Origin of the sequence: Nocardia sp. NPDC058705 (genome assembly GCF_042749305.1) — a bacterium.
Lineage (GTDB): Bacteria > Actinomycetota > Actinomycetes > Mycobacteriales > Mycobacteriaceae > Nocardia.
Genome location: NZ_JBHYRN010000015.1, coordinates 101,286 through 125,076, shown reverse-complemented (window position 1 = coordinate 125,076; position 23,791 = coordinate 101,286). Strand labels below are relative to the sequence as shown.

Annotated in this window: 24 protein-coding genes; 7 read left to right on the top strand and 17 right to left on the bottom strand. The window is 67.6% G+C overall.

The genetic code is table 11. The features are described from left to right. Positions 1-13 precede the first annotated feature (13 nt). The 10 genes from ACFW6D_RS18885 to ACFW6D_RS18840 all read right to left on the bottom strand — a co-directional run bounded on the left by ACFW6D_RS18885 (position 14) and on the right by ACFW6D_RS18840 (position 9,594). Positions 14-1,225, bottom strand: coding sequence for a Fic family protein (locus ACFW6D_RS18885; RefSeq protein WP_379329767.1), 1,212 nt, complete (start codon positions 1,223-1,225; stop codon positions 14-16). 110 nt (positions 1,226-1,335) lie between these two features. After that, positions 1,336-1,839 carry an arginine repressor gene (locus tag ACFW6D_RS18880; protein ID WP_379329765.1) on the bottom strand — a complete coding sequence of 168 codons (504 nt, stop codon included), beginning with the start codon at positions 1,837-1,839 and terminating at the stop codon, positions 1,336-1,338. Between the two features lie 34 nt (positions 1,840-1,873). Beyond that, complete coding sequence (gene argF, locus ACFW6D_RS18875) at positions 1,874-2,806, bottom strand: ornithine carbamoyltransferase (protein WP_379329763.1); 933 nt, start codon at positions 2,804-2,806, stop codon at positions 1,874-1,876. After that, on the bottom strand, positions 2,803-4,005 hold the full coding sequence (locus ACFW6D_RS18870; RefSeq protein ID WP_379329761.1) for an acetylornithine transaminase: 1,203 nt from the start codon (positions 4,003-4,005) through the stop codon (positions 2,803-2,805). The genes argF and ACFW6D_RS18870 overlap by 4 nt, the downstream gene beginning before the upstream one ends. Further along, positions 4,002-4,910, bottom strand: coding sequence for an acetylglutamate kinase (gene argB / locus ACFW6D_RS18865; RefSeq protein WP_379329759.1), 909 nt, complete (start codon positions 4,908-4,910; stop codon positions 4,002-4,004). Before argB ends, ACFW6D_RS18870 begins: the two co-directional genes overlap by 4 nt. Continuing rightward, a complete protein-coding gene (gene argJ, locus ACFW6D_RS18860) occupies positions 4,907-6,133 on the bottom strand; it encodes a bifunctional glutamate N-acetyltransferase/amino-acid acetyltransferase ArgJ (RefSeq protein ID WP_379267113.1) in 1,227 nt (408 codons plus the stop codon). The genes argB and argJ overlap by 4 nt, the downstream gene beginning before the upstream one ends. Further along, the gene (gene argC, locus ACFW6D_RS18855) at positions 6,130-7,188 is read right to left on the bottom strand and encodes an N-acetyl-gamma-glutamyl-phosphate reductase (protein WP_379329757.1); all 1,059 of its coding nucleotides are present in this window, start codon (positions 7,186-7,188) and stop codon (positions 6,130-6,132) included. Before argC ends, argJ begins: the two co-directional genes overlap by 4 nt. Positions 7,189-7,215: 27 nt before the next feature. After that, complete coding sequence (locus ACFW6D_RS18850) at positions 7,216-8,439, bottom strand: cation:proton antiporter (RefSeq protein ID WP_379329756.1); 1,224 nt, start codon at positions 8,437-8,439, stop codon at positions 7,216-7,218. After that, complete coding sequence (locus tag ACFW6D_RS18845; RefSeq protein WP_379329754.1) at positions 8,417-9,028, bottom strand: hypothetical protein; 612 nt, start codon at positions 9,026-9,028, stop codon at positions 8,417-8,419. Before ACFW6D_RS18845 ends, ACFW6D_RS18850 begins: the two co-directional genes overlap by 23 nt. Then, complete coding sequence (locus tag ACFW6D_RS18840) at positions 9,025-9,594, bottom strand: TetR/AcrR family transcriptional regulator (RefSeq protein ID WP_379329752.1); 570 nt, start codon at positions 9,592-9,594, stop codon at positions 9,025-9,027. The genes ACFW6D_RS18845 and ACFW6D_RS18840 overlap by 4 nt, the downstream gene beginning before the upstream one ends. A 261-nt stretch (positions 9,595-9,855) precedes the next feature. Between ACFW6D_RS18840 and ACFW6D_RS18835 the strand changes: the two genes are divergently transcribed. Next, positions 9,856-10,512: a hypothetical protein gene (locus tag ACFW6D_RS18835; protein WP_379329750.1), complete on the top strand. Its 657-nt coding sequence runs from the start codon at positions 9,856-9,858 to the stop codon at positions 10,510-10,512. A 100-nt stretch (positions 10,513-10,612) separates the two neighbouring features. Here ACFW6D_RS18835 and ACFW6D_RS18830 read toward each other — a convergent pair whose 3' ends face one another. After that, positions 10,613-11,104, bottom strand: a complete 492-nt coding sequence (locus ACFW6D_RS18830) for a pyridoxamine 5'-phosphate oxidase family protein (RefSeq protein ID WP_379329748.1) — start codon at positions 11,102-11,104, stop codon at positions 10,613-10,615. 148 nt (positions 11,105-11,252) lie between these two features. On the opposite strand from ACFW6D_RS18830, the gene ACFW6D_RS18825 reads away from it, so the two are divergent. Further along, complete coding sequence (locus ACFW6D_RS18825; RefSeq protein ID WP_379329746.1) at positions 11,253-12,146, top strand: helix-turn-helix transcriptional regulator; 894 nt, start codon at positions 11,253-11,255, stop codon at positions 12,144-12,146. Positions 12,147-12,165: 19 nt separating this feature from the next. Here the strand turns inward: ACFW6D_RS18825 and ACFW6D_RS18820 are convergent, their stop codons facing one another. Beyond that, entirely contained in the window at positions 12,166-12,564 is a 399-nt protein-coding gene (locus ACFW6D_RS18820) for a MerR family transcriptional regulator (RefSeq protein ID WP_379329744.1), read from the bottom strand. A gap of 47 nt (positions 12,565-12,611) precedes the next feature. Here ACFW6D_RS18820 and ACFW6D_RS18815 point away from each other — a divergent pair, with 47 nt between their 5' ends. Next, entirely contained in the window at positions 12,612-13,598 is a 987-nt protein-coding gene (locus ACFW6D_RS18815; protein WP_379329742.1) for an MBL fold metallo-hydrolase, read from the top strand. A gap of 122 nt (positions 13,599-13,720) precedes the next feature. On the opposite strand, the gene ACFW6D_RS18810 is transcribed toward ACFW6D_RS18815, so the two are convergent. Next, positions 13,721-14,818 (bottom strand): FAD-dependent monooxygenase, encoded by a 1,098-nt coding sequence (locus ACFW6D_RS18810; protein WP_379329740.1) that lies wholly within the window; start codon positions 14,816-14,818, stop codon positions 13,721-13,723. 100 nt (positions 14,819-14,918) lie between these two features. Here ACFW6D_RS18810 and ACFW6D_RS18805 point away from each other — a divergent pair, with 100 nt between their 5' ends. The 4 genes from ACFW6D_RS18805 to ACFW6D_RS18790 all read left to right on the top strand — a co-directional run bounded on the left by ACFW6D_RS18805 (position 14,919) and on the right by ACFW6D_RS18790 (position 18,654). After that, positions 14,919-15,467 (top strand): TetR/AcrR family transcriptional regulator, encoded by a 549-nt coding sequence (locus tag ACFW6D_RS18805; RefSeq protein ID WP_379329738.1) that lies wholly within the window; start codon positions 14,919-14,921, stop codon positions 15,465-15,467. Between the two features lie 135 nt (positions 15,468-15,602). Beyond that, the gene (locus ACFW6D_RS18800; protein ID WP_379329736.1) at positions 15,603-17,009 is read left to right on the top strand and encodes a serine hydrolase domain-containing protein; all 1,407 of its coding nucleotides are present in this window, start codon (positions 15,603-15,605) and stop codon (positions 17,007-17,009) included. Further along, on the top strand, positions 17,006-17,995 hold the full coding sequence (locus tag ACFW6D_RS18795) for a sensor histidine kinase (RefSeq protein ID WP_379329734.1): 990 nt from the start codon (positions 17,006-17,008) through the stop codon (positions 17,993-17,995). Before ACFW6D_RS18800 ends, ACFW6D_RS18795 begins: the two co-directional genes overlap by 4 nt. Continuing rightward, complete coding sequence (locus ACFW6D_RS18790) at positions 17,992-18,654, top strand: response regulator (RefSeq protein WP_379329732.1); 663 nt, start codon at positions 17,992-17,994, stop codon at positions 18,652-18,654. The genes ACFW6D_RS18795 and ACFW6D_RS18790 overlap by 4 nt, the downstream gene beginning before the upstream one ends. Before the next feature lie 10 nt (positions 18,655-18,664). Here ACFW6D_RS18790 and ACFW6D_RS18785 read toward each other — a convergent pair whose 3' ends face one another. Genes ACFW6D_RS18785 through ACFW6D_RS18770 form a run of 4 tightly spaced genes read right to left on the bottom strand, consistent with a single transcriptional unit; the run spans position 18,665 to position 23,650 of the window. After that, entirely contained in the window at positions 18,665-20,095 is a 1,431-nt protein-coding gene (locus ACFW6D_RS18785; RefSeq protein WP_379329730.1) for a GntP family permease, read from the bottom strand. Positions 20,096-20,105: 10 nt separating this feature from the next. Beyond that, positions 20,106-20,747 carry a bifunctional 4-hydroxy-2-oxoglutarate aldolase/2-dehydro-3-deoxy-phosphogluconate aldolase gene (locus tag ACFW6D_RS18780; protein WP_379329728.1) on the bottom strand — a complete coding sequence of 214 codons (642 nt, stop codon included), beginning with the start codon at positions 20,745-20,747 and terminating at the stop codon, positions 20,106-20,108. Further along, on the bottom strand, positions 20,744-22,357 hold the full coding sequence (locus ACFW6D_RS18775; protein ID WP_379329726.1) for an amidohydrolase family protein: 1,614 nt from the start codon (positions 22,355-22,357) through the stop codon (positions 20,744-20,746). Before ACFW6D_RS18775 ends, ACFW6D_RS18780 begins: the two co-directional genes overlap by 4 nt. Before the next feature lie 9 nt (positions 22,358-22,366). Continuing rightward, positions 22,367-23,650 (bottom strand): amino acid deaminase, encoded by a 1,284-nt coding sequence (locus tag ACFW6D_RS18770; protein ID WP_379329724.1) that lies wholly within the window; start codon positions 23,648-23,650, stop codon positions 22,367-22,369. Between the last annotated feature and the right edge of the window lie 141 nt (positions 23,651-23,791).

Genomic DNA, 23,791 nt, shown 5'->3' with positions numbered 1-23,791 from the left:
CTCCCGAGAGTTGTCAGCCGCGAACTCTTCGGATCCCCGCCGCGAAATCATCCAGGGCCGTGAGGATTCCATCAGCCTGCCAAATCCGGTTCCTGGTCCGTTGCGATACCTCCCGCAGCACACCGGATTCGACGAGTCGATCGATCGCCCGTTGCGCCGCGACTCCGCTGATGCCGAAGGATTCGACCACGTAGGTGCTGTTGACCACCGACTGAGCGATGAGACTGTCGATCAGCTTCCAGACGACGGAGTCGGCGCGGGCGACGGTCTGTTCGCGATACCCGGCACGCACCGCACGGAGTTCGTCGACAAGTCGGCGTCCGGTACCCACGGCGTAGAAGGTCGCGTCGACGAACTGCCGAACGATCGGCTCGGGATCTCCGAGGCGGTACCGGGTCAGCGCGTCGAAGTAGCTGCCCGTGTTCACCAACAACCCCGCTGAAATCGGCACGGTGATGTGTCCGGTCAACTGCCGGACACTCAACATCGCATGCACCAACGCACGACCGGTTCGCCCATTGCCATCGGTGAACGGATGGATCGTCTCGAACTGCGCGTGTGCCAGCGCCAGATGTACCAGCGCGGGAACATCGTCACGTCGTACGAAGCGGATGAGATCGGACATCGCCTCCGGCACCCGATCATGATGCGGGGGGACGAAGTCCGCGGCGTGTGGGCCGATGTTGCTACCACCGATCCACACCTGCTCATCGCGCCATCGACCGGCATGGGTGGGATCGGATTCGCCGAGCAATGCGTTGTGCATGGCGAGAATCGAGTCGCCGTCAACTGCGCGGCCGAGGTCGAGCGCGGCCTCCATCGCGCGCACATTGGCAGTGACGATGCGTGCGTTCTGGTTGGTGTGCTCACCGAGTTCGGCAAGAGCGAGTTGCCTGGCTCCGACCGTGAGGTTCTCGATCTGCGACGAGGCCGAGCTCTCGGTCCGCAGCAGGACCGAACTCATCGGGCCGAGTTCGCAGTCGGCGCCCAGTTCGGCCGACAAGTGCGCATCGAATCGGGCGAGTTCCTGTGCCGCCTCTTCCGCTTCGGTGAGCAATGCGACCGGCAAATCCACTGGCAGCTCGGCGATATCAACGAGCACCGCGGCGGAATAGGGCCCTGTGTGCCGACGAAGTTGCGTGCGCGACGCGTAAGGATCACCGATCACCCAGGCGTGCGCCTCGTACTCGACGGCGGGCCAGCTGCCCGTAGAAGGGTTAGCCATGAGCCCATAATACCTAACGTTACCTACATAAGGTTAGGTAAGAATTCCTTTTACCTAACCTTATGTAGGTAACGTTAGGTAAAAGGCACGACAGAGGACCGGTGTGGCGCTCAGGCCAGGTCTTCGATTTTCGCTGCGAGTTGGGCGCCGGTGAGGGGTTCGCGGGCTATGACGGCGATGGTGTCGTCGCCGGCGATGGTGCCGACGATGAAGGGGAGGGCGGCGCGGTCGAGGGCGCTGGCCAGGAAGTGGGCGGCGCCGGGTGGGGTGCGTAGGACGGCGAGGTTGCCGCTGGCGTCGGTGGAGACGAGGAGGTCGCCGAGGAGTTTGGACAGCCGTCCGGTGCCGCCGGTGACGCCGCGGACGGGGCTGCCGTCCTCGGGGACGATGTAGACGCCCGCGCCGCCGTCGGCCGCGCGGAGTTTCACCGCGCCGAGTTCGTCGAGGTCACGTGACAGGGTGGCCTGGGTGGTCTCGATGCCCTCGGCCGACAGCAGGGCGGCGAGTTCGGTCTGGCTGCGGACCGAATGTGAGGTCAGCAGTTCGATGATGCGCGACTGGCGGCCGGCGCGGGTGCGGGCGATGGCGGGCGAGCCCTTCTCGGGCGCGCTCATCGCTTCGCCTCCACGCCTGCCCCGGTTCGCGGTCTCACGCGGCGGCTTTCGCGAGCAGCCACACCAGCAGCGCCTTCTGCGCGTGCAGGCGGTTCTCGGCTTCGTCCCAGACCACGCTGTGATCACCGTCGAGGACCTCGTCGGTGATCTCCTCGCCGCGGTGGGCCGGAAGGCAGTGCAGCACAATCGCTTCCGGCGCGGCGTGGGCGAGGAGCTCGGTGTTGAGCTGGAACGGGCGGAACGGGCCGACGCGGTCGAGGCCGTCGTTCTCCTGGCCCATGGAGGTCCAGGTGTCGGTGACGAGCACGTCGGCGCCGGTCGCGCCGACGACGGGGTCACCCGTGACCGACACGGTCGCACCGGTTTCCGCGGCACGCTTGGCGGCGGCGTCGAGAATCCAGGGCAGCGGTTCGAAGCCCGCGGGCGCGGCGACGGTCACGTTCATGCCTGCCGTCACCCCGCCGAGCAGCAGCGAGTGCGCCATGTTGTTGGCACCGTCACCGAAGTAGGTGAGGTTCAGCCCGGCCAGGGAGCCTTTGCGTTCATTGATCGTCTGCAGATCGGCGAGTACCTGGCAGGGGTGGAACTCGTTGGACAGCGCGTTCACCACGGGAACTGTTGCGGTGACGGCCATCTCGTCGAGGCGCGACTGTTCGAAGGTCCGCCACACGATGGCGTCGACGTAGCGCGAGAGCACGCTGCCGGTGTCGCCGAGGGTTTCCTCACGGCCGAGCTGGGTGTCGCGTCCGTCGACGACCACCGCGTGCCCGCCGAGCTGGGCGATGCCGAGTTCGAAGGAGAAGCGGGTGCGGGTGGAGTTCTTCTCGAAGATCACGCCGACCCCGCGCGGCCCGTCGAGGGGCCGGTGCAGGAAGGGGTTCTTCTTCAGATCGGCGGCGATGGCGAGGATTTCGGCCTGTTCGGCCTGGGTCACATCGTCGTCGCGCAAGAAATGACGCAGGGTCACTTGGTCGCTCCCTTAGCATCGGCGGCGGCCTTGTCGAGGATCTCGGGCAGGTCGGCGACGAAATTGTCGGCCTGGGTTTCGGTGAGCACCAGGGGCGGTGCCAACCGGATCACGTTGGGCTTGGCGGGGTTCAGCAGGTAACCGGCTTCACGTGCGCGTTCGTCCACGTAGGCGGAGATGTCATTTTTCAGCACGATGCCGATGAGCAGGCCCGCGCCACGCACATGGTCGATTTCGGGATGCTCGAGCACAGCGATGCCGTCGCTGAGCTTCTTGCCGACCCGTTCCACGTGGGTCAGCAAGTCCTCGCTATCGATGGTGCGCAGCACCGCCAAAGCCGCTGCGGCACAGACGGGATTGCCGCCGAAGGTGGTGCCGTGCAGGCCCGGCGTGAGCAGTTCGGCGGCCCGGCCCTGCGCGAGCACGGCGCCGATCGGCAGACCACCACCGAGGCCCTTGGCCAGGGTGATCGCGTCGGGCACGATCCCCGCCGCCTGGTGCGCGAAAAATGTTCCGGTGCGGCCGATTCCGGTCTGTACCTCGTCGAGGATCAGCAATGCCCCTGCGCGCGAGGTGATCTCACGGGCCTTGGCGAGGTAGTCGAACGGCGGGACGACCACACCGCTCTCCCCCATCATCGGTTCGAGAAACACTGCGGCGGTGTCGGAATCGACGACCGCTTCGAGCGCGGCGGCGTCACCGTAGGGTACGTGCACGACACCGGCGGGCATCGGCTCGAACGGCGTCCGCTTGGCGGGCTGACCAGTGAGGGCGAGCGCGCCCATCGTGCGGCCGTGGAAAGCCTCTTCCGCGGCAACGATTTTGGAGCGTCCGGTGAGCCGCGCGATCTTGAACGCGGCCTCGTTGGCTTCGGTGCCGGAGTTGCAGAAGAACGCCTTGCCCTCGCCGTCACCGAAGTGGGCCAGGAGCTTCTCGGCCAGCTCGATCACCGGTTCGCTGGCATACAGGTTGGACACATGGCCCAGGGTGCCGAGCTGGTTGGTGACCGCCTCGAGGATGGCGGGGTGGGCGTGGCCGAGGCTGTTGACCGCGATGCCACCGAGGAAGTCGAGGTAGCGCTTGCCGTCGGCGTCGTAGAGCACCGCACCCGCGCCGCGCACGAGCGCGACCTTCGGGGTGCCGTAGTTGTCCATCATCGCGGCCGACCACCGCTGCTGCAGCTTGTCTGTCTCACTCATGATTGCGTTCCATCCGGCGCCCCGGCGGGGGTCACCATGGTTCCGATTCCTTCTCCGGTGAACAGCTCCAGTAGTACCGAATGCGGGACGCGCCCGTCGATCACGTGGGCACTGGGGACCCCGCCGAGCACGGCGCGCAGGCACGCTTCCATCTTCGGCACCATGCCCGCGTCCAGACGCGGCAGCAACTTCGCCAGCGCGTCGGCGTCGATCCGGCTGGTCAGCGAGGAGCGGTCCGGCCAGTCGGTGTAGAGGCCCTCGACGTCGGTGAGCACGACGAGTTTCTCGGCGCCGATACCCTCGGCCAGTGCGGCGGCGGCGGTGTCGGCGTTGATGTTGTGCACCACGCCGTCGGCGTCGGGGGCGATGGTCGAGACCACCGGGATGCGGCCCGCGTCGATCAGGTCGAGCACGGCGCCGGGGTTGACCTCGGTGACATCGCCGACCAAGCCGATGTCGGTGGCGACGCCCTCGACCGCGACGGTGCGCCGGGTGGCGGTGAACAGGTGCGCGTCCTCGCCGGAGATGCCGACCGCGTACGGGCCGTGCGCGTTGATCAGCCCGACGAGTTCACGGCCCACCTGGCCGAACAGCACCATCCGCACCACATCCATCACCTCGGGGGTGGTGACGCGGAAGCCGCCGCGGAATTCGCCTTCCATACCAAGCTTTTTCAGCATGGCGTTGATCTGCGGGCCACCGCCGTGCACGACCACGGGGTGCACGCCGACGGTGCGCAGGAACGCCATGTCGGCGGCGAAGGCCGACTTGAGTTCGTCGTCGATCATGGCGTTGCCGCCGTACTTCACGACCACGATCTTGTCGCGGAACTTCTGCAGCCACGGCAGTGCGTCGGCGAGCACGTGCGCTTTGTCCAGCGCCGAAAGACTGTGCACGACACTCATGAGCTGTACGCCGAGTTCTCTTCGACGTAGGCGTGCGAGAGGTCGGTGGTGCGCACCATCGCGGTGCCCTCGCCGACATTGAGCTCGATCAGCACGTCGATGTCTTCGCCGGAGAGGTCCACGTCGCGGGCGCCGGGCGCACCGACACTGTCGACACAGACGGGATTGCCGTTGAACGACACAGCAATTCGATTCGGGTCGAGGGTCACCGGCGCGATGCCGACGGCGGCGAGCACGCGACCCCAGTTCGGATCGGAACCGAACAGCGCGGTCTTGACCAGACTGTCGCGGGCGACCGCGCGGGCAACAGTGAGCGCCTCGTCCTCGGAGGCCGCACCGGCGACCGTGACCTGCACCCGCTTGGTGACACCCTCGGCATCGGCCATCAACTGCGCGGCCAGATCGTCACACACGGTGAACACCGCGGCGTCGAGATCCTCCTGCGAGGGCGCGACGCCACTGGCACCGTTGGCCAGGAGCAGCACGGTGTCGTTGGTGGAGCAGGAACCGTCCACATCGAGCCGGTCGAAGGTGTACTTCGTGGCCTTACGCAGGGCGGAATCGAGCTGCTCGGGCGTGGCGACGGCGTCGGTGGTGAGCACCACGAGCATCGTGGCCAGCGACGGCGCGAGCATGCCCGCACCCTTGGCCATGCCGCCGACATTCCACTTGTCCTCGCTGTGGAACGCCGACTCCTTGGGCACGGTGTCGGTGGTCATGATGGCGTGGGCGGCCTCGGTGCCGCCGGAGATGCCGCCGCCCATCTCGTGCACGATCTCGGTGATCGCGGGGATGAGCTTGTCCATCGGCAGGCGGTCACCGATGAGACCGGTGGAGCAGACCGCGATCTCGCCCGCCCCGGTCTCGGTGCCCCAATTGCTCAGTGCCGCAGCGAGTTCCTCGGCGGTCTTGTGGGTGTCCTGGAAACCGCCGTGGCCGGTGCAGGCGTTCGCGCCGCCGGAGTTGAGGATCACCGCGCGCAGGTGACCGGTCTTCAGTACCTGCTGCGACCACAGCACCGGCGCGGCCTTGACCTGGTTACTGGTGAACACACCTGCTGCCGAGTACTCGGGGCCCTCGTTGAGCACCAGAGCCAAGTCCGGCTTGCCGCTGGCCTTGATACCGGCCGCGATGCCCGCCGCGCGGAACCCCAGCGGCGCGGTGACGCCCTGGGTGTGGATCAGTTTGCCGTGGTCCGGGGTCTGCGGATCAGGGGTCGTCACGGTGCCACTCCTACGGTGGAAAGTCCTGCGGTCTCGTCGAATCCGACGGCCAGATTCATCGATTGCACCGCGGCGCCCGCGGTGCCCTTGGTCAAGTTGTCGATCGCGCCGATCACCACGAGTAGACCGGCGTCCTCGTCGACGGTGACCTGGAGGGTGATGGCGTTGGAGCCGATCACCGAACCGGTCTGCGGCAGTACGCCTTCAGGCAGCAGGTGGACGAAAGGTTCGTCGGCGTAGGCCTTCTCGTAGACGGCGCGTGCCTGCGCGGCGTCGACCTTCGTCGGGGCGGTGCAAGTGGCGAGGATGCCACGCGGCATCGGCGCGAGCACCGGGGTGAACGACACCGAGACATCGACGCCGCCCGCGGCTTTCAGGTTCTGCGCGATCTCGGGTGTGTGCCGGTGCGCGCCCGCGATGCCGTATGCCCGCACACTGCCCATCACCTCGGAGCCGAGCAGGCCGACATCGAGCTTGCGCCCCGCGCCCGAAGTACCGCTCACCGCAACAACATTCACTGCGGGTTCGATGATCCCGGCGGCGATCGCCGGTGCCAGCGCCACGCTCGACACGGTCGGATAGCAGCCGGGCACCGCGATCCGCCGGGCACCGGTCAGCTTCGCCCGCCCACCGGGCAGTTCGGGCAGACCGTAGGGCCAGCTACCCGCGTGCGGGCTGCCGTAATACTTCTCCCAGGCGGCGGCGTCGGTGAGCCGGTAGTCGGCGCCGCAATCGATGATGACCGTCTCGTCGGGCAGGGCCGCCGCGATCGCACCGGACTGGCCGTGCGGCAGGCCGAGGAACACGATGTCGTGGCCCGCCAAGATCTCGGGGGTGGTCTCCTCGAGGATGCGGTCGGCCAGGGGCAGCAGATGCGGCTGCAGCGCGCCGAGGGCGGTGCCCGCGTTGGATCCGGCGGTCAGCGCCCCGATCTCGAGGCGCCCCGCTCGATATTCGGGATGGGCCAGCAGTAGACGCAACACTTCGCCACCGGCGTATCCACTCGCACCGGCAACCGCCACCCGCAACACGGGTCCTCCCGACGTATCGACCATGTGATGATTATGCACGACTATGCAAGCTCATTCATGCGCGGGTGTGATCGCCTTCGCGTCGCGCGCCCCGATCAGACGCGCTACCAGCGGGAACACCAATACCGTCGTCGCGCCCGCCGCCACCAGAATCGAGGCGACATCGGCGCTCAACAGCCCGGTTTGGGTGGCGACCTGGGTCACCGCGACGATAATCGGTAGCCCCGTCGCCGCGTAGAGGGCCAACTCCACGCGTTCACGACCGGTCGGCAGATTGTCGCCACGCGGCACGAAACGCTCGCTGAGCCAGACAGGAAGCCCACGCGCGACAGCAATGGTGACCACGAACCACAACCACAGCGCCGGATTGCGGCCCACCGCCGCGACGTCGATCCCCATCCCCGACACCACGAAGAACACCGGGATCAACAGCCCGTACCCGATAGCCTCCAGCGCCGAGTCCACATCCGGGTGCCCCGCCGCGATGAGCCGCCGCAGGATCATGCCCGCCGCGAACGCGCCGAGCACCACGTCCAGATCGAAGACCTCGGCGACCACCATCAACACCAACAGCAGCAACACCACCCCGCGCACCGGCAGCTGCGAGGTGCCACCGCCCAGCTTGGCCAGCCCCGCACCCAGATCGGGGATGCGGTCGAACATCCGCAGCGGCACGAAGCCGACCACCGCGGCGGCCACCACGAACATCACGACGATCACCAGCGCGCTGCCCGGATCCCGGCTGGTGAGCAGCACCGACATCGCCACGATCGGGCCGAGCTCGCCCACCGCGCCGTGCGTCATCACCGCCCGGCCCAGCCGTGTGTCGACGATCCCCTGCTGCTTCAGGATCGGCAGCAGCGTGCCCAGCGCGGTGGAGGTCAACGCGATGGCGACCGCGATGCGCGTGCCGTTCGAGGTGTCCGTCGCCGCCACGACGATCGCGAACGCGAACAGCAGACACACGATCCACACCAGCCACGCCGTGCGCCCCGTCCGACCACCGAGCAGGCGCGGATCGAGCTCGTAGCCCGCCAGCAGGAACAGCATCCCCAGCCCCAACTCGCTCACCAGGTCGACACCGCCCGCACTGCTCGCCCACCCGAGCACGTGTGGCCCGACCACGGCCCCGGCCACCAGCAGGATCACCACATCGGGCAGATACCCGCGAACCAGCCGCGACAGCAGCGGAGCGAGGACCGCGACGAGCGCGATCCAGAACAGCGAGACGATCGGCGTTGCCTCGCCGACATCAGCGGACGCGAGCAGATCCATGCAGGTCATCGTGGCACAGCGACCTGACCGAACCCGGAAACCGAGCTCGATCTGTCACCCGGGCGTCATGCGCACGGCCGGTTCCGGCAGCAGGTGGGCGAGGAGCAGTTTGATCAGCAGGACGGGTCCGAACCAGAGCAGGAACGAGGGCACCGCGAGCATGGGTGGTGATCGCGACGCCGAAGACGGTGGCGGCGAAGGCGATCGGCGTGCGCAGGGCATCCGGCGCCGAGGTCACCACCACCGCAGCCGCGAGCACGAACCCGTAGATCGCGGCCGCCGTCCACCAACCGAACCCGGGCACCACCAGGGCGAGCAGGAACGGCTGGACGTGGATCGCCACGAACGCGAGGTGATGGCGGGCGTCGCGGCCGGGCCGATGGAACCAGCGTTTGGCCGACGCCGTCGCGTTCACCACCGCGCCACCGAACAGGTCGAAGCCGACCAGGGTGACCACGACGATGACCAGCACGGATGAGTTTTTCGCGAGTAGACCGGCCGTCACCGCGCCGACTGCTGCCGCCGAATAGCACAGAGCGGCTTCACTTCTCGTCGCGTTCGGGGCGATCAGGCGGTCGGTGATCGTCATTGGCGGATTCCTTCCACGCACACCTGCACAAGCGGTTCGGTCAGGTCGATCAGCCGGACCTGCTCGTCGGCGAGCCACTGCACCAGGCACCCTTCGATCGCGCCCACGATCACCGCCGCATGCCCTTCCCCGATCCCCGCCCGCAGTTGTCCGTCGGCACCCGCCTCACGCAACAGCTCCGCGACCGCCGCCCGGTATTCCGCATACACGGCGGCCATATCTATCGGAGTGCGGGCAGCCCACACATCCAGCAGCACGCGCGCGTAATCGGGATGAGCCGCCAGCATCGCGACAGTGGCCCGGATCAGCTCGGCCAGCCGATCGAGCGCTGACCCGGCGGCAGACATCGCAAGCTGTTCCTGCGCGCGTGCGCGGTACTGATCGAACGCCGCGGTCAACAACTCCTCCCGACTGCTGACCGCAAGGTAGACACTGCCTTTCGCGACACCCGCCTCAGCCGCGACATCCTCGATCCTGGACGCGGCGAAACCTTTTCTCGCGAACACCCGCACGGCCGCGTCCAGAATGTCGGCGCGCCGGGCATTCACATCCACCCTCTTCGGCATGCCCCTATTATGACTGACCGGTCATTCAAACTCAACGAGCCGCTTCAGGAATCCAGTAGTCCTCGCCGCCTTCTCGTCGATCCGCCTCGGGAATCCTGGGACTTACGGTCGCCGTCTTGTCGCATCGAGCCGCCTCGGGAATCCGGCGGGCTTACCGTCGTCGTCTTGCCTCGTCGAGCTGCCTTAGGAACCGGCGGGCTTACCGTCGTCGTCTTGCCTCGTCGAGCTGCCATAGGAACCCGGCGGGCTTACGGTCGTGGAGTGATCACCGATCCCGTGCTCGTCCGTGAACTGCTGTCCACCGCGCCGATGCCGCCCGTGCCCGCGGCATCGGAGGCCTCCGTCGCCTGGCTTCGCACCTCCGTGCCGCGGTTCTGCGACGGTGACGACCACGCGCGCAGGCGTGCCGCCGTGTGCGCGGAGTTGGATCGGATCGAGGTCGCAGACCTGTCCGGGAATACCGGCGAACCACTCGCCCACGTCCGAATCCTGCTGGGCGCGATGGAACTTCCGTCACAGCTCGCCGAGGCCGTCGCCGAAGTCGCCGCGGCATATCAGCCGCACGTCCCCGTCACGTCGACCGCCGACGCCGCTGTGCGGGAACTCGTCGCCGCGTGCGGCGGGCAGGCGAACGAGCCGACCGCGGCCCGGATCTGCGTTCTCGTGCAGGCCTGCGCGGCAACCGGCGAACTGATCGCGGCCGCCCGCGCCTCGGGCCAGGCGCCCGGGGTGATCATGGCGACGACACCACCGCTGCGATCGACCCGTCGGATGGTCGACGGCGTGGTCACCGAACTCGACCTGCGTCATCCAGGGCTCGGTTTCGGCGCCGGACCGCACCGCTGCCCCGCAAGCGACCATGCGCTCACACTCGCGACCGCAGTTCTGACCTCCGCCGACGACCACGCAACGCGCTAGACCATCACCGAACCGTCGGGATGGACCACTGGACAATTGATCACCAGGCCCTCAGCGGCCGATGCCACCATCGTTGCATGGTGATCAATTGTCCAGCGCCTCAGGCTTTGTGGACGACCTTTTCGCCCGCGCCGGGCTTCCAGACGGTGATGTCGAGACGATCATCGCCCGATTCGACCGTGGAGGCGCCGGTGAGGTCGGCGACGTAGAAATGGTCGAACTTCTCGCCGCGGATGTCGAAACCGCTGTCGTCGAACAGCTTTTGGGCGAAGCGGACGTGCACGGCTTCGTCTTTCAGGTCCGTGACGGCGCCGAAGAGTTTCGCGTCGCCGTCGGAGACCATGGTGTCGACGGTGGCGGTGTGCAGGCAGAAGCGTGGGTCGCGGGCGAGGTCGTCGAACTTTCGGGTGTTCGGCATGCCGGCCAGCACGAGCATGCCTTCGAAGATCATCGGTTCGATCGGGCTGATGCGCGGTGATCCGTCGGCGCGCAGGGTGCCCAGCATGCACAGGTTGCCGGTGGCCTGGTGGCGGCGCAGGAACAGGGCCGCGATGCTCGGTGCTTCTTCGGTGAACTGGCTCCACGTGGTCATATCTCGTACGGTACGACCCAAACTTGACATCTCCTGTCAGGGTTCGCGGCTAGTCTCGACGATATGAGAGCGAGCAGGCTGGTGCAGCTGCTGCTCCTGTTAGGCGAGCGGTGGTACGACCGCGAGCGAGCTGGCACGGGAGCTGGAGGTGTCGGTGCGCACGGTGTACCGGGATGTGGAGGCGCTGTCGGAGGCGGGCGTTCCGGTGTACAGCGAGCCGGGGCGCGGTGGCGGGGTGCGGTTGATCGACGGCTACCGCACCCGCCTCACCGGACTCACCTCCGACGAAGCCGACGCCGTCCTGCTCGCCGGTCTCCCCGGCGCCGCCGCCGACCTGGGTCTCGGCACCGTCCTGGCCACCGCCCAGCTGAAGATGCTCGCCGCGCTCCCGACCGAATTACGCGGCCGCGCAACCCGAATCGCCGAACGGGTCCATATCGACATGCCCGGCTGGTTCCAGCGCCCCGACGAAACCCCCACCCTCGCAACGGTTGCCGACGCACTCTGGCGCGACCGCCGCCTGGCGATCACCTATCGCCGCCGCGACCGCACGGTCGAACGCACCCTCGACCCACTCGGTCTGGTCATGAAGGCAGGCACCTGGTATCTGGTCGCCCGCGACGACACCGACATCCGCTCCTACCGGGCAAGTCGCATAGCCACCGCCACACCGACCGGCGATTCCTTCACCCGCCCAACACCTTTCGACCTGGCCGACCACTGGCAATCCGCAGCCGAGGAATTCGCGCGATCAATGCTGCGAGTCAGCGCCGACTGCCGGATCTCCATCGCCCACCTGAGCCTGCTGCGTCTCATGAACGACCCCGCTGCTGTTCGCGAAGCCCTCGCCTCCCTCGGCCCTCCCGACAAAGACGATTGGGCCGACATCACCATCCCCGCCGAGTCCTACGAAGTCCTCGCCCACGCCCTGCTCCCCTTGGGCCAGCACATCGAAGTCCTCAGGCCTCCCGAGCTCCGCGCAACCATGACGACCACTGCCGCCGCCATGCTCGCGCGCTACCAACTATCGACGAGCACATAGACGGCACGGGCATCGCACCTCACCGCTGCGAGGCCTGGCTGAACTCGACGCAGTCCGGGCATTCGTCCACGATCGGGTGGGTGCAGCGCAGTACATGGGCGAGAAAGTCGATGGTTCGGGTGAGGTCGTCGACGCGAGCTCGTAGCTCGGCCTGCTTGTCCGCGAACAGTGCCACGCGGCGGGTGTGCGACCTGGTGGCGAAGAGATCTTTCATCTCGGCCAGGGACAGCCCCGATCGTTGAAGGAGCTGGATGAGGCGGCCCCGGACGATCAGTTCACCGTCGTAGATCCGTTGTCCGCCGGGCGCGCGCGGTGGCACGAGGACACCGACGTCCTCCCAGTGCCGCAGGACGTGCGTGGCGACGCCGAGTTCGGCGGCGGCGTCGCCGATGCGGCGTGACCCAGCAGTTTTCGGCATCTTCTCCCCTTTACTTCAGGTCGACCTGAAGTTTTAGCGTAGTTCGCATGGAACACAACGACAATCGAACACAGCTGATCGACGCCGTTGCGACACCGGATGTGTGGCGGTGTTGCCGGTCGGTGGGGTCGGCGGTGACGGGCGCACTCCGTCCGCGACGACCCGACCACAGGTTCCTGGCCTCGCTCCCCGACCACGGCCTGCCAAGCGGCACCACGACGGTCGAGTTGACGGTGCTGGCGCAGAATGCCAAGAGCGTGCCGACGGCGGCCGTCGTCGAAGGCATATTCGCGCCGCGCCGGATCGAGTCCGCGATGACGGCATTTGTCGTCCGGCATCCGAAGGCGACTTTTCTCGTCGACCCCGGCATCTGTGTCGACGTCGAGGACCGGGCGGTGGCCGAACTCCCGCAGGTGCTGCGCCTCGCGGTGACGCCCCCGAAAGACATCATCGATATTCGGGAATCCCTGCACCGCAGCGGCATTGATGCGGCGACCATCGATTTCGCCCTGCCGACGCACCTGCACTGGGACCATGTCGCCGGGCTTCTCGATCTGCCCGGGTTGGCGCTGCGGCTGCACCGGCCCGAGCACGACTGGGCCATGACCGGCCCGGTGGCGCCGATCGGCGGGGTGCGACGAGCCGTTCGGGAGCGACCTCTCGACTGCTACGACCTCGACGGTCCGCCGGTCCTCGCCTTCGCCCGTAGCCACGACCTGTTCGGCGACGGCGCGGTGCTGCTCGTCGACCTGTCCGGCCACACTCCGGGCAGCATCGGTGTGCTCCTACGCACCGAACGCGGCCCGGTCCTGCTCGCGGGTGACGCGATCTGGCACAACCTGCAGGTCGAGGAACTGCGGCAGAAATCAGGGTATCCGGGCGCGCTGGCCGACAACGACCGCACCGAGACCTGGCGAACTGTCCACCGCCTGCACGCGATTCGCGGTGCTGTCCGCATCATTCCCACCCACGATCATCACGCGGCGTGCGCGTGGACCAACGACCCACACGCGGCGCGAGCGAGTCAGGCCTGACCCAGCTCACTTCAGTGCACACCACCGCGACAGGCGACGTCGGCTGGACTTCGAGACCATCCCGAATCGCCGGCTGGACTTCGCGACCGCCCCGACTCGGCAGCTGGACACCGGACCTCGTCTCAGCATGTCCAGTCGAGGACCTCTGCCATGGAACGGAGCTGGACCGAGGTGGGAGTCAGGCGCAATGCAGTGTTGCGGATCGCGACCAAGGGGCGGGCAGACAGTTGGGCGACGGCACCGATCCGGGCCGAGCGGTGGGTGATCATCTGGGTGCGGGGGCGGCGTTCGCGGTCGTAGCGGGCGAGGCCGTCGGGTTCGCCCGCCAGCCGGCCGAGGACCACCGCGTCTTCGAGAGCTTGACAGCCGCCCTGGCCGAGGTTGGGTGTCATCGCGTGGGCGGCGTCGCCGACGAGGGCGATGCGTCCTGCGATGAAGGTCGGCAGGGCGGGAAGGTCGTAGATGTCGTTGTGTAGCACCGTGTTCGGGTCGGCGGCGGCGAGCAGGGTGGGGATCGGGTGGTGCCAGTTCGCGAACCGGTCGCGGACTTCGGTGAGGCTGCCGGTCATCTTCTCGGGGGCGTTGTAGACGGCGAAGCAGTAGATGCGGCCGTCGGCGAGCGGGGCCATGCCGAAACGTGCGCCGCGGCCCCAGGTTTCGCCGAACTCGGTGAGCTGCTCCTCGGTGTCGACCACTGTGCGCCAGGCGGTGTAGCCGGCGTAGCGCGGGGCGACTTCGCCGCAGACCGCGCGTCGGACGACACTGCGAATCCCATCTGCTCCGACGATCAGATCGGCGGATGAGGTTCCCGCGGAGTGCCCCACCGTTCCGTCGGCGGTAGCCTCGCGAGCCGAGATACCGGTGTGCACAACACTTTCGGGCAGCGCCGTGCGCAGGATGTCGAGCAGGCGGGCGCGGTGGATCACGACCGGCGCGCCGAACCGTTCGCGCAGCGTTGCCACGTCGGTGCGCGAGAGCCAGCGCCCACGGTCGTCGCGAATTCCAGCCGACACCTCCGCCATACCCTGTGCGCGAACAGTGTCACCGACGCCGAGAGCGTCCAGTGCACGTAAAGCGTTGGACCACAAGGATATTCCGGAACCGACTTCGGCGACCTCCGGCGCTCGCTCCAGCACCTGGACGTCCCAACCCCGGCCGACCAGCGCGAGCGCAGCAGCCAATCCCCCGATCCCACCACCGACCACTATCGCTGTAGGCATCACACACTCCCTCGTTGCAGGTATCGATGTGACCGTACTACGGCTGTAGTGACAGGCACTATGAATGTAGTGCGAGTCACTACGGGCGTAGTATCGGTGCGTGGCTACCAAACGCGACCAGGTCCTCGATGCCGCCATCGAGGTGCTGGGCACTGGCGGCTCGCGTGCGCTGACCCACCGCGCGGTGGACCAGGCCGCCGACGTGCCGCCGGGTTCGACATCCAACTACTTCCGCACCCGAGAAGCGCTGCTGTGTGGCATCGCGGAACGCCTCGAGCAGCGCGATCACGCCGACTGGGAGACGCTGAACCGCGCACTCGGCCCTGCCACGGTCGAGGCCCTCATCGACGGTCTCGCCCTGTTCGTCACGCACGCGACGACCACCGACCGCGTCCGCACCCAGGCCCGTCTCGCCCTGTTCGGCGAATCGCAGACGATGCCCGCGTTGCACGAATCGGTCCAACGCGGGCACCAGCGGCTGCGTGCCTGGGCGATCGAGATGGCAGCCTCGGTCGGTGTGACGGCCGCCGATACCGGCATCCTCGTCGACTATCTCGACGGTGCCGTCGTGCACCGGCTGACCGGCGCGGAGGCTGACAAGGATCCACGTACGGCACTGGCGAGGCTGACGCATGCGCTGCTCGACTGAACGATTCGCGTGTGCACCGGACCGGCGACTTCGTGTCACCGAGGACCCGTCGGACGCCAGACTTGCGACTTTCGTCTAGTCATTCGTCGCCGTTCGTCGGATCCGAGCCGCTCCAGCCATTCCTACGGTTGATTCATGCATCGCGTATTGATCACGGCCGCTATCGTTTTCAGCCTCATCGCACCATCAAGTGCGAACGCCGCACCGGAGCCAGCCCTGACTCCCGCTGCCATCGACGCCTACCTGGACGAGGCGATGGAATCGACCGGCCTGCCGGGTGTCTCACTCGTTGTCACCCATGGGGACACCGTCGTCCACGCCACCGGCGCGGGCCGGGATTCGCGCGGGGAGCCGATGGCGGCGGATTCACCGATGCGGGTCGCGTCGTTGAGTAAATCCATGACCGCGACCGCCGTGATGACGCTGGTCGAGGACGGTCGTCTGGCATTGGACAGGCCGGTGGCCGAGCAGTTGCCCGAGTTCCGGATGGACGATGCTCGTGCGAATCGAATCACCGTGCGGCACTTGCTGAATCAAACCTCGGGACTGTCGGACCGGACGGTCGACATCGGAGCCACCGACAAGGCGCGGACACTGACCGACTACATCGCCACCTTGCGCACCGGCTCGCTGGCGGCCGACCCCGGAACACAATGGACCTACTGCAATGTCAACTACGACATCGCGGCACGCCTGGTGGAGGTGGCCAGTGGCCGCAGCTTCGGCGACTATCTGCGAGAGCGGGTGTTCGGCCCACTCGGTATGACCGCCAGCGGCACCGATGCCGACCTGCCCGCACCACCGAACGGCTTCACCTCGGTGTTCGGGCAGTGGGTAGCGCGGCCGGAGCTCGTCGGATTCCCCGGGGGCGGAGCAGGTTCGGTCATCACGACGGCCACGGACATGGGCCGGTGGTTGATCGCCAACACCAGCAACGGGTCACACCTCATCTCCGCGCAAGGCCTGACGACAATGCAGACGCCGGTCCTGCACCGCTACGGAATGGGTTGGGGCACAGAGGAAGACGGTGACCTGCTCGTCCATTCCGGAAACCTGTTCACCTACAACGCCGCCCAAGCGATCGACCCGAAGACCGGATACGGCTTCGCGGTCATGACCAACAGCACCGGACTCGCCGACGACACCTACCCGATCATGCTCGGTCTGGCCGCGATGAGCCGTGGCGAAACACCGGAAGTTCCAGGTGCCACCAGGAAATGGTCCGAGGTCGCGCTCGCGGCGATCGTTGTGGCGGCACTGGGTCTCGGCGGGCTCGGCGTGTTCAGGGCGCGGCGATGGGCGAGCGCAAGGCGCCGAACCTGGTGGACAGGTGCACGACTGCTCCCAGCACTGGTGCCCGTGCTGCTGTTCGCCGGATTCCCTGCCGTCATCTCGATCATCATGGGCGGGCGGGCCGTCACCTGGACGCAGCTCACCTACTACGCGCCGCTCCTGATCACCGTCGTCGTCGCTGCGGCGGCCGGCCTGGCCACCACAGCGACACGGGTCTATCGGCTGCGATCGGTAAGGTCGGGCGAATGAGGAACGGTGCCGCGCTGGTGGTGCTCGCGGGAGCAGTCCAGATCAACGGGCTGTTCCTCGACGAGCTTCCGCTGTGGCGGCAGGCGCTGTATCTCGTGCTCGCCGTACTGTCCTACCTCCATGGCCGACACCTGCCGTTCCCACGCGAATGGACCGTGCTCGCCGCGCTGGCGGTGCCGGGAGTCGTGTTCACGCTGGTCGATTTCTCGGTCGGCAGTGGAGTGCTCGGGTCGTTCGTTCTCGCGTGCGCGCTGCCGTGGTCGGCGGGGCGGTTCCGGCGTCAGCAGGCCGAACTGCTGGTCGCGAGCGCCGAGCGCGTCACGCATCTCGAACAGGAACAGCGCCTGGTCGCCGAGCGCGCCGAGTTGCGCGAACGCACCCGGATCGCCGCGGACATCCACGACAGCCTCGGCCACGATCTGGCGCTGATCGCGCTGCGCGCCGGTGCGCTGGAGCTGGCAGGCGATCTGTCCGAACCGAACCGCCGGTCGGCCGCCGAGCTGCGGGCCGCCGCGGCGACGGCCACCGATCGGCTCCGTAGCACGATCGGGGTACTGCGTCAGACAGGCCCGATCGACTCGCACACAGAAGATGCCAACACGGTCGTCGACAGTGCTCGCAGCGCCGGAATGACCGTCACCACACACGGTTTCGATGGTCCGCCGATGCCGCCACTCGTCGAGCGGACAGTGTCCTACGTCGTGCGCGAATCGCTGACGAACGCGGCGCGGCACGCCCCCGGCGCCGAAGTGGTGATCCGCATGGAACGCACACCGACGCTGGTCGACGTGACAATCGACAACCCACGGACCGATAGCCTTCCGCTGGCTGCGGCGATGGAATCCGCTCCGGGGTCCGGTGTCGGACTCGCGGGCCTTCGTGACCGGGTTCATCTGCTGGACGGCACATTTCACGCGAACGCCGAGCAACGCCGCTTCATCGTCCGCGCACAGATCCCGCTCGACCCGAACAGGGGAACTCCATGACGATCCGGGTCCTGCTCGCCGACGACGAACCGCTGATCCGCGCCGGTGTGAAGGCGATCCTGGCGACAGATCCGGAGATCGAGGTGATCGCCGAGGCGGGCGACGGGTGCGAAGCCGTCGAACTCGCCCGCCACCACCGCCCCGACATCGCGCTGCTCGATATCCGGATGCCCCGACTCGACGGTCTCGGCGCCGCCGCCGAACTCCGCGCGTCCCTGCCGTCGGTGGCGGTGATCCTGCTCACCACTTTCGACGAGGACGACTACGTAGACGCCGCCATGGCCCACGGCGTCGACGGGTTCCTGCTCAAGGCCGCCGACCCTCGCGAACTCCTGCTCGGTGTCCGGGCCGTGGCGGACGGCGCTGCCTACCTCTCCCCGCGAATTGCGCGGAAGGTCATCGCCCGCTCCGGCAATCCGGCACCCATCGCGGCACGTCGTCGCGTCGAGGCGCTGACCGACCGCGAGCGAGACGTGCTCGCGCTGCTCGGACGTGGACTGTCCAACGCCGACATCGGCCGCAATCTGTTCCTCGCGGAGGCGACCGTGAAATTCCACGTCAGCGCGATCCTGCGCCGCCTCGAGGTGGACAACCGGGTGCAGGCGGCGATCTGCGCATACGAAGCCGGGCTGACCCGTGGGGACAGCCCGGCTCGGTAGAGCGGTTAGCTCAGACGATCGAGAACAGCAACGCGGCGACCGCGAAACTCACCACGGACAGGATGGTTTCGAGCACCGTCCAGGTCTGCAGCGTCTGCTTCACCGTCATGTTGAAGTACTTCGCGATGATCCAGAACCCGCCGTCGTTGACGTGGCTGAGGATGATCGAGCCCGCCGCGATCGACATGGCGATCAACGCGATGGCCATCTGCGAGTAGTCCTGCTCGGCGACCAACGGTGCGACGATGCCGCCGGTGGTGACGATGGCGACCGTCGCCGAACCCTGGGCGATGCGCAGGCCGCAGCTGATCAGGTAGGCGAGCACGATGATCGGCAGACCCGCCGCCGACATGGTGTCGGCCAGTGCGGTGCCGATGCCGGTGGCCGAGATGACCTTGCCGAAGAAGGCGCCCGCGCCGACCACCAGCAGCACCATGCCGACCGGCTTGAGCGATTCGGCGGTGATGGTGCTCAGTTCCTGCACGGTCGATCCGCGCCGGATCCCGAGCAGGTAGAACGCCACCAGCACGGTGATGAGCAGCGCGACCGCCGGGGTGCCGAAGAAGGTGAGCACCTGCAGCAGGGCCGAATCCTTGTCCAGCAGTTGGTAACCGAAGGTGGCGCCGAGGATCAGCACCAGCGGGATTGCGATGATGCCGCCGATCAAAGCCACCGAGGGTGGCGATTTGGTGATCACGGCGGTCGCACCGGAGCCGTCGGGATCGTCGGCGGGTTCCGGTTCCAGTGGCACGAATTCCTCGGGCACCGTGACCATCACGCGCTTGCCGATGTAGCTGCCCCAGACGATGCCCGCGGCGATGAAACCCGGGATGCCGCAGACGAATCCCATCACGATCAACCAGCCGAGGCTCACCCCGAGCAGACCGCCGAGCGCGACGGGTCCGGGGTGCGGGGGCAGGAACGCATGCGTCATCGACAGACCTGCCAGCATCGGCATCGCGTAGAGCACCAGCGAACGCCCACCGCGCTTGGCGGCGACGTAGATCAGCGGCGCGAGAACGAAGATGCCGATGTCGAAGAACACCGGGATGCCGAAGATGAGCCCGAGCAGACCCATCGCGATGGGCGCGCCCTTCTCGCCGAACACCCGCAGCAGTTTGTCGGTGAGAACGTCGGCACCACCGGATCTTTCGAGGATCGCGCCGAGCACGGTGCCCAGTCCGATGATCACCGCGATATGGCCGAGGATGCCACCGAAGCCTGTTTCCAGCAGTGACTCACCGGCTTTGAGCGGGGTGCCGACGATCTGGGAGATCGGCAGCCCGGCGGCCAGCGCCAGCAGCAGTCCGGTCAACAGCAGCGCGACGAACGGCTCCAGTTTGACCTTGATGATGGCGATGAGTAGTACAGCGATCGCGAGACCGCACAGCACCAGCAACCCGGGGGTGGTGGTGCGCAACCAGTCGACGGTGGCGCCCATGGAAAACCTCTCAATCAAGCGAATGGACGAAATGTGCGGCCTTGGAGCCGATGTGCGACCAGCGCGCGGTCTCGACGTCGAGCGGGGCGACCACTTCGGTGCCCGCGGTGACGGCGATCGCGCCCGCACGCAGGAAATCGCGGGCGTTGTGGGAATTCACGCCGCCGGACGGGATCAGGAACATGTGCGGGAACGGCCCGAGCAGGTCTTTGAAGTACTGCGGTCCGAGCGCGCGCGCCGGGAAGATCTTGACCGCCGCCGCCCCCATCTCCGCCGCCGCGAGGACCTCCGAGGGCGTGAACGCTCCCATGATGACCGGAATCGAGTGTGCGGCAGCCACTTCGGCGACCTCGGGACGCAGCGCGGGCGTGACCAGGAATCTGGCGCCGACCTCGATGGCGGCTTCGGCCTGCTCACGGGTGGTGACGGTGCCGACCCCGATCACGGCGTCGGTGACCGCACTGGCCTTGCCGATCGCGTCGAGCACACCGAGAGTGGTGAAGGTCAGCTCCACCGCCCGCAGCCCCGCGCCCGCGAGCGCCGTGGCGAGCGCGGCCGGGTCGGGGATGGCGGGCGCGCGGACCACGGTGAGTGCGCGATCGGCGCGGATCACCTCCATGGCCTCCGACGACGAACTGAGCAACGGGTTCATCGGGTTTCCTCCTTCGTGGTGTCCAGGCGCAGGGCGCGACCGGCGCGAACTCCGGTCGCGGTGCCGTTCTCCAGCGCGAACTCGCCGTTGACCAGCACGTGCTGGATACCACGGGCCTGCTGTTGCGGGTGCTCGAATGTTGCCGTGTCGTGGATCGTTGCCGGATCGAACACGACGAGGTCGGCGGCGTAACCGGGCCGGATCAGACCGCGTTCGGCCAGCCGCAGCCGTGCCGCCGGGCGCCCGGTGAGGTGGTGCACGCAGTCCTCGAGACCGAGCACGCCCAGTTCACGGACGTAGCGCGACAGGTAGCGCGGGAAGGTGCCCCAGGCGCGCGGGTGCGGGCGGGCGCCGACGAGCAGGCCGTCGCTGCCGCCCATGTGGCCGGGGTCGACCATGATGGCGCGCACGTTCTCCTCGTGGCCGACGTGCTGCAGGATCGTGGTGGCGAGCTGGTCGCGGCACAGCAGGTCGAAGAACACCTCGACCGGGGCGACACCGCGCTCGGCCGCGATCTCCGCGACAGTGCGGCCCACCACATCCGACAGCGCGTCGTCGCCGACCCCGCTGATCTGGATGGTTTCCCATTCGACGGTGACGCCGTGGCAGCCGTCGGAGCCGTTGACATCGACATCCTCGGTGATCCTGGCGCGCTCGGCCGGATCGTCCAGGCGGGCGAGCGCGGCGTCGGGACCACCCGACATCGCCCAGCTGGGCAGCAGCGCGGACAGGGTGGTCGATCCGGGCAGGTAGGGATACGTGTCGAGGGTGATGTCGCAACCGTCCGTGCGGGCTTGCGCGATCATCGCGAGGAATTCCGGTGCGCGGCCACGGTTCACCCCGAAGTTCATCGTGGCGTGGGTCAGGTGCAGCGCGCAGCCGGTGGCCTTGGCCAGGCCGATCATCTCCGCGTAGGCCTCGAGCGCGCCCGCGCCGTAAGAGCGTGTGTGCGGTGCGTAGAAGCCACCGTAGGAAGCGACCACCGCGCACAGTGCGGCGAGTTCGCTTGTGTCGGCATACATTCCGGGCGTATACGTGAGCCCGCTGGACATGCCGACCGCGCCCTGTTCGAAGCCCTCGGCCAGCAGCGCGCACATCCGGTCGATCTCGGCGGGGGTGGCCGCGCGCTGGTCGTTGCCGACGACGAGCATGCGCAGCGTGCCCTGCGGAACGAGGTAGGCGGCATTGGGCGTGATGCCTTCGTCGAGTCGGTCAAGGTACTGCGCGACGGTGCGCCAGGAGAAGTCGAAGTCGGCCGGATTGCCGTTCCAGCCCGCGATCTGCCTGCGCACCACCGCGAGTGCGGCCTCGTCGATCGGCGCGTAGGACAGCCCGTCCTGGCCGATCACCTCGGTGGTGACGCCCTGGGTGATCTTCGGGAAGTGGTCGGGGTGGGTCAGCAGGTACAGGTCGGAATGCGCGTGCATGTCGATGAATCCGGGCGCGAGAACCGAACCCGGCTGTACCGGAACGACTCTCGCGTCGGAGTCGATGGTGCCGGGTGGCGCGACCTCGGCGATGCGGCCGTCGCGGACCATCACGTCGCCACGGGTGCGCGGGGCGCCGGTGCCGTCGATGATCTCGATGTCACGAAAGAGCAGGTGCGTCATGGTCATCCGTCAGAAGTAGGTGCGGATCAGGTCGACCACGCGCGGGTCGGTCGTGTCGGCATCGTCGATCACCGGGATGCGGCGCCACTTGTCGAACGCGGTGCAGGGGTGCGAGAGGCCCAGGCGCACAACGGAACCGACCGGAAGATCACCCAGATCGGCACCGGGCATGCGCAGGAAAGTGTGCTGATCGTTGAGCGCGGTCACCACAGCATTCGGCGGGAGGGTGCCGCCGAGGACGAGTTGGGGCACCGGTAGACCCTCGTCGAAGGGGAAGTCGCGTTTGCCGCCGTCGAGCAGGGCCAGTTCCGGTTCGGGCCGGGAGACCACGCGGGCCCAGCCGTGCATGGCCGACCGAAGGCCGGGTTCGGTCGCGGGCGCGGCGAGCGGGGAGATTCCCGCGTAGAAGCCGTCATCGTGGACGAGGTAGGCACCGCTGCGCAGGACCACGGTGGTGGACACGCCGGCGAGCCCGGCGAGTTCGTCGACGACGAGTTCGGGATAGGCACTGCCGCCTGCGGTGACGACCGCAGGACCCGAATAAGCGCCCGCCGCAACGAGTTCGGTGTGCAATGCGGCCAGCTCGCGCAGATAGCCGCGCACCGCCGCGACACCCTCGGTGCTGCGATCGTGAGCCAACGCCCCTTCGTACCCCGCGACACCGGCCAGACTCAAACGCTCACTCGCGCCGATGGCGGCGGCCACCGCATGCGCTTCGGCACGGGTCCGCGCACCGGTGCGACCGTGCGGCCCACCCAGTTCGACCAGCACTCGCACACGTGGGCCCGCGACGGTCTCGCGCAGGATCTTGTCCATCAGTTCGACGGTGGCGACACCGTCAGCCCAGCAGTACAACTCGAAGTCGGGGTGACGCGCCGATTCCGCTGCGGCCCAGGCCAATCCGACCGGGTCGATCAGCGTATTGGCGAGCATGATCCGGCCGACACCGAACGACCGCGCGAGTTGCGCCTGCCAGGCGGTGGCCAGGGTGATCCCCCACGACCCGGCCACGAGCTGTTCGCGCCACAGCTGCGGCGCCATCGTCGTCTTGCCGTGCGGGGCGAGCGAGACGCCCGCCGTCGCGGTCCACTCGGCCATGAGGTCGCGGTTCGCATCGAGCCTGCCGCGATCGAGGGTGAGCAACGGCGTCTGCCACTGATCCAGACCCGGTGCGCCGGCCAGATATTCGCGCACGGTGTGCCCCCACTCCGCGGGCGGCGCGCTCTTGTCGTGGGGTCCGAGCAACTCGTCGGCGAGGGCATCCACGACGTCGTTGTCGATGATCACAGCCATCCCTTCCTCCTCGACCGAACCCGGGGTGACGGTCCGATCAGCCATATCCGATAAACATTGCACAGTATGCAACGGTGGTTGCACTGAATGTTTCTGCTCGTTATTGTGCATGCAGAGGGCAGTGACCGCAAGCACGAAAGG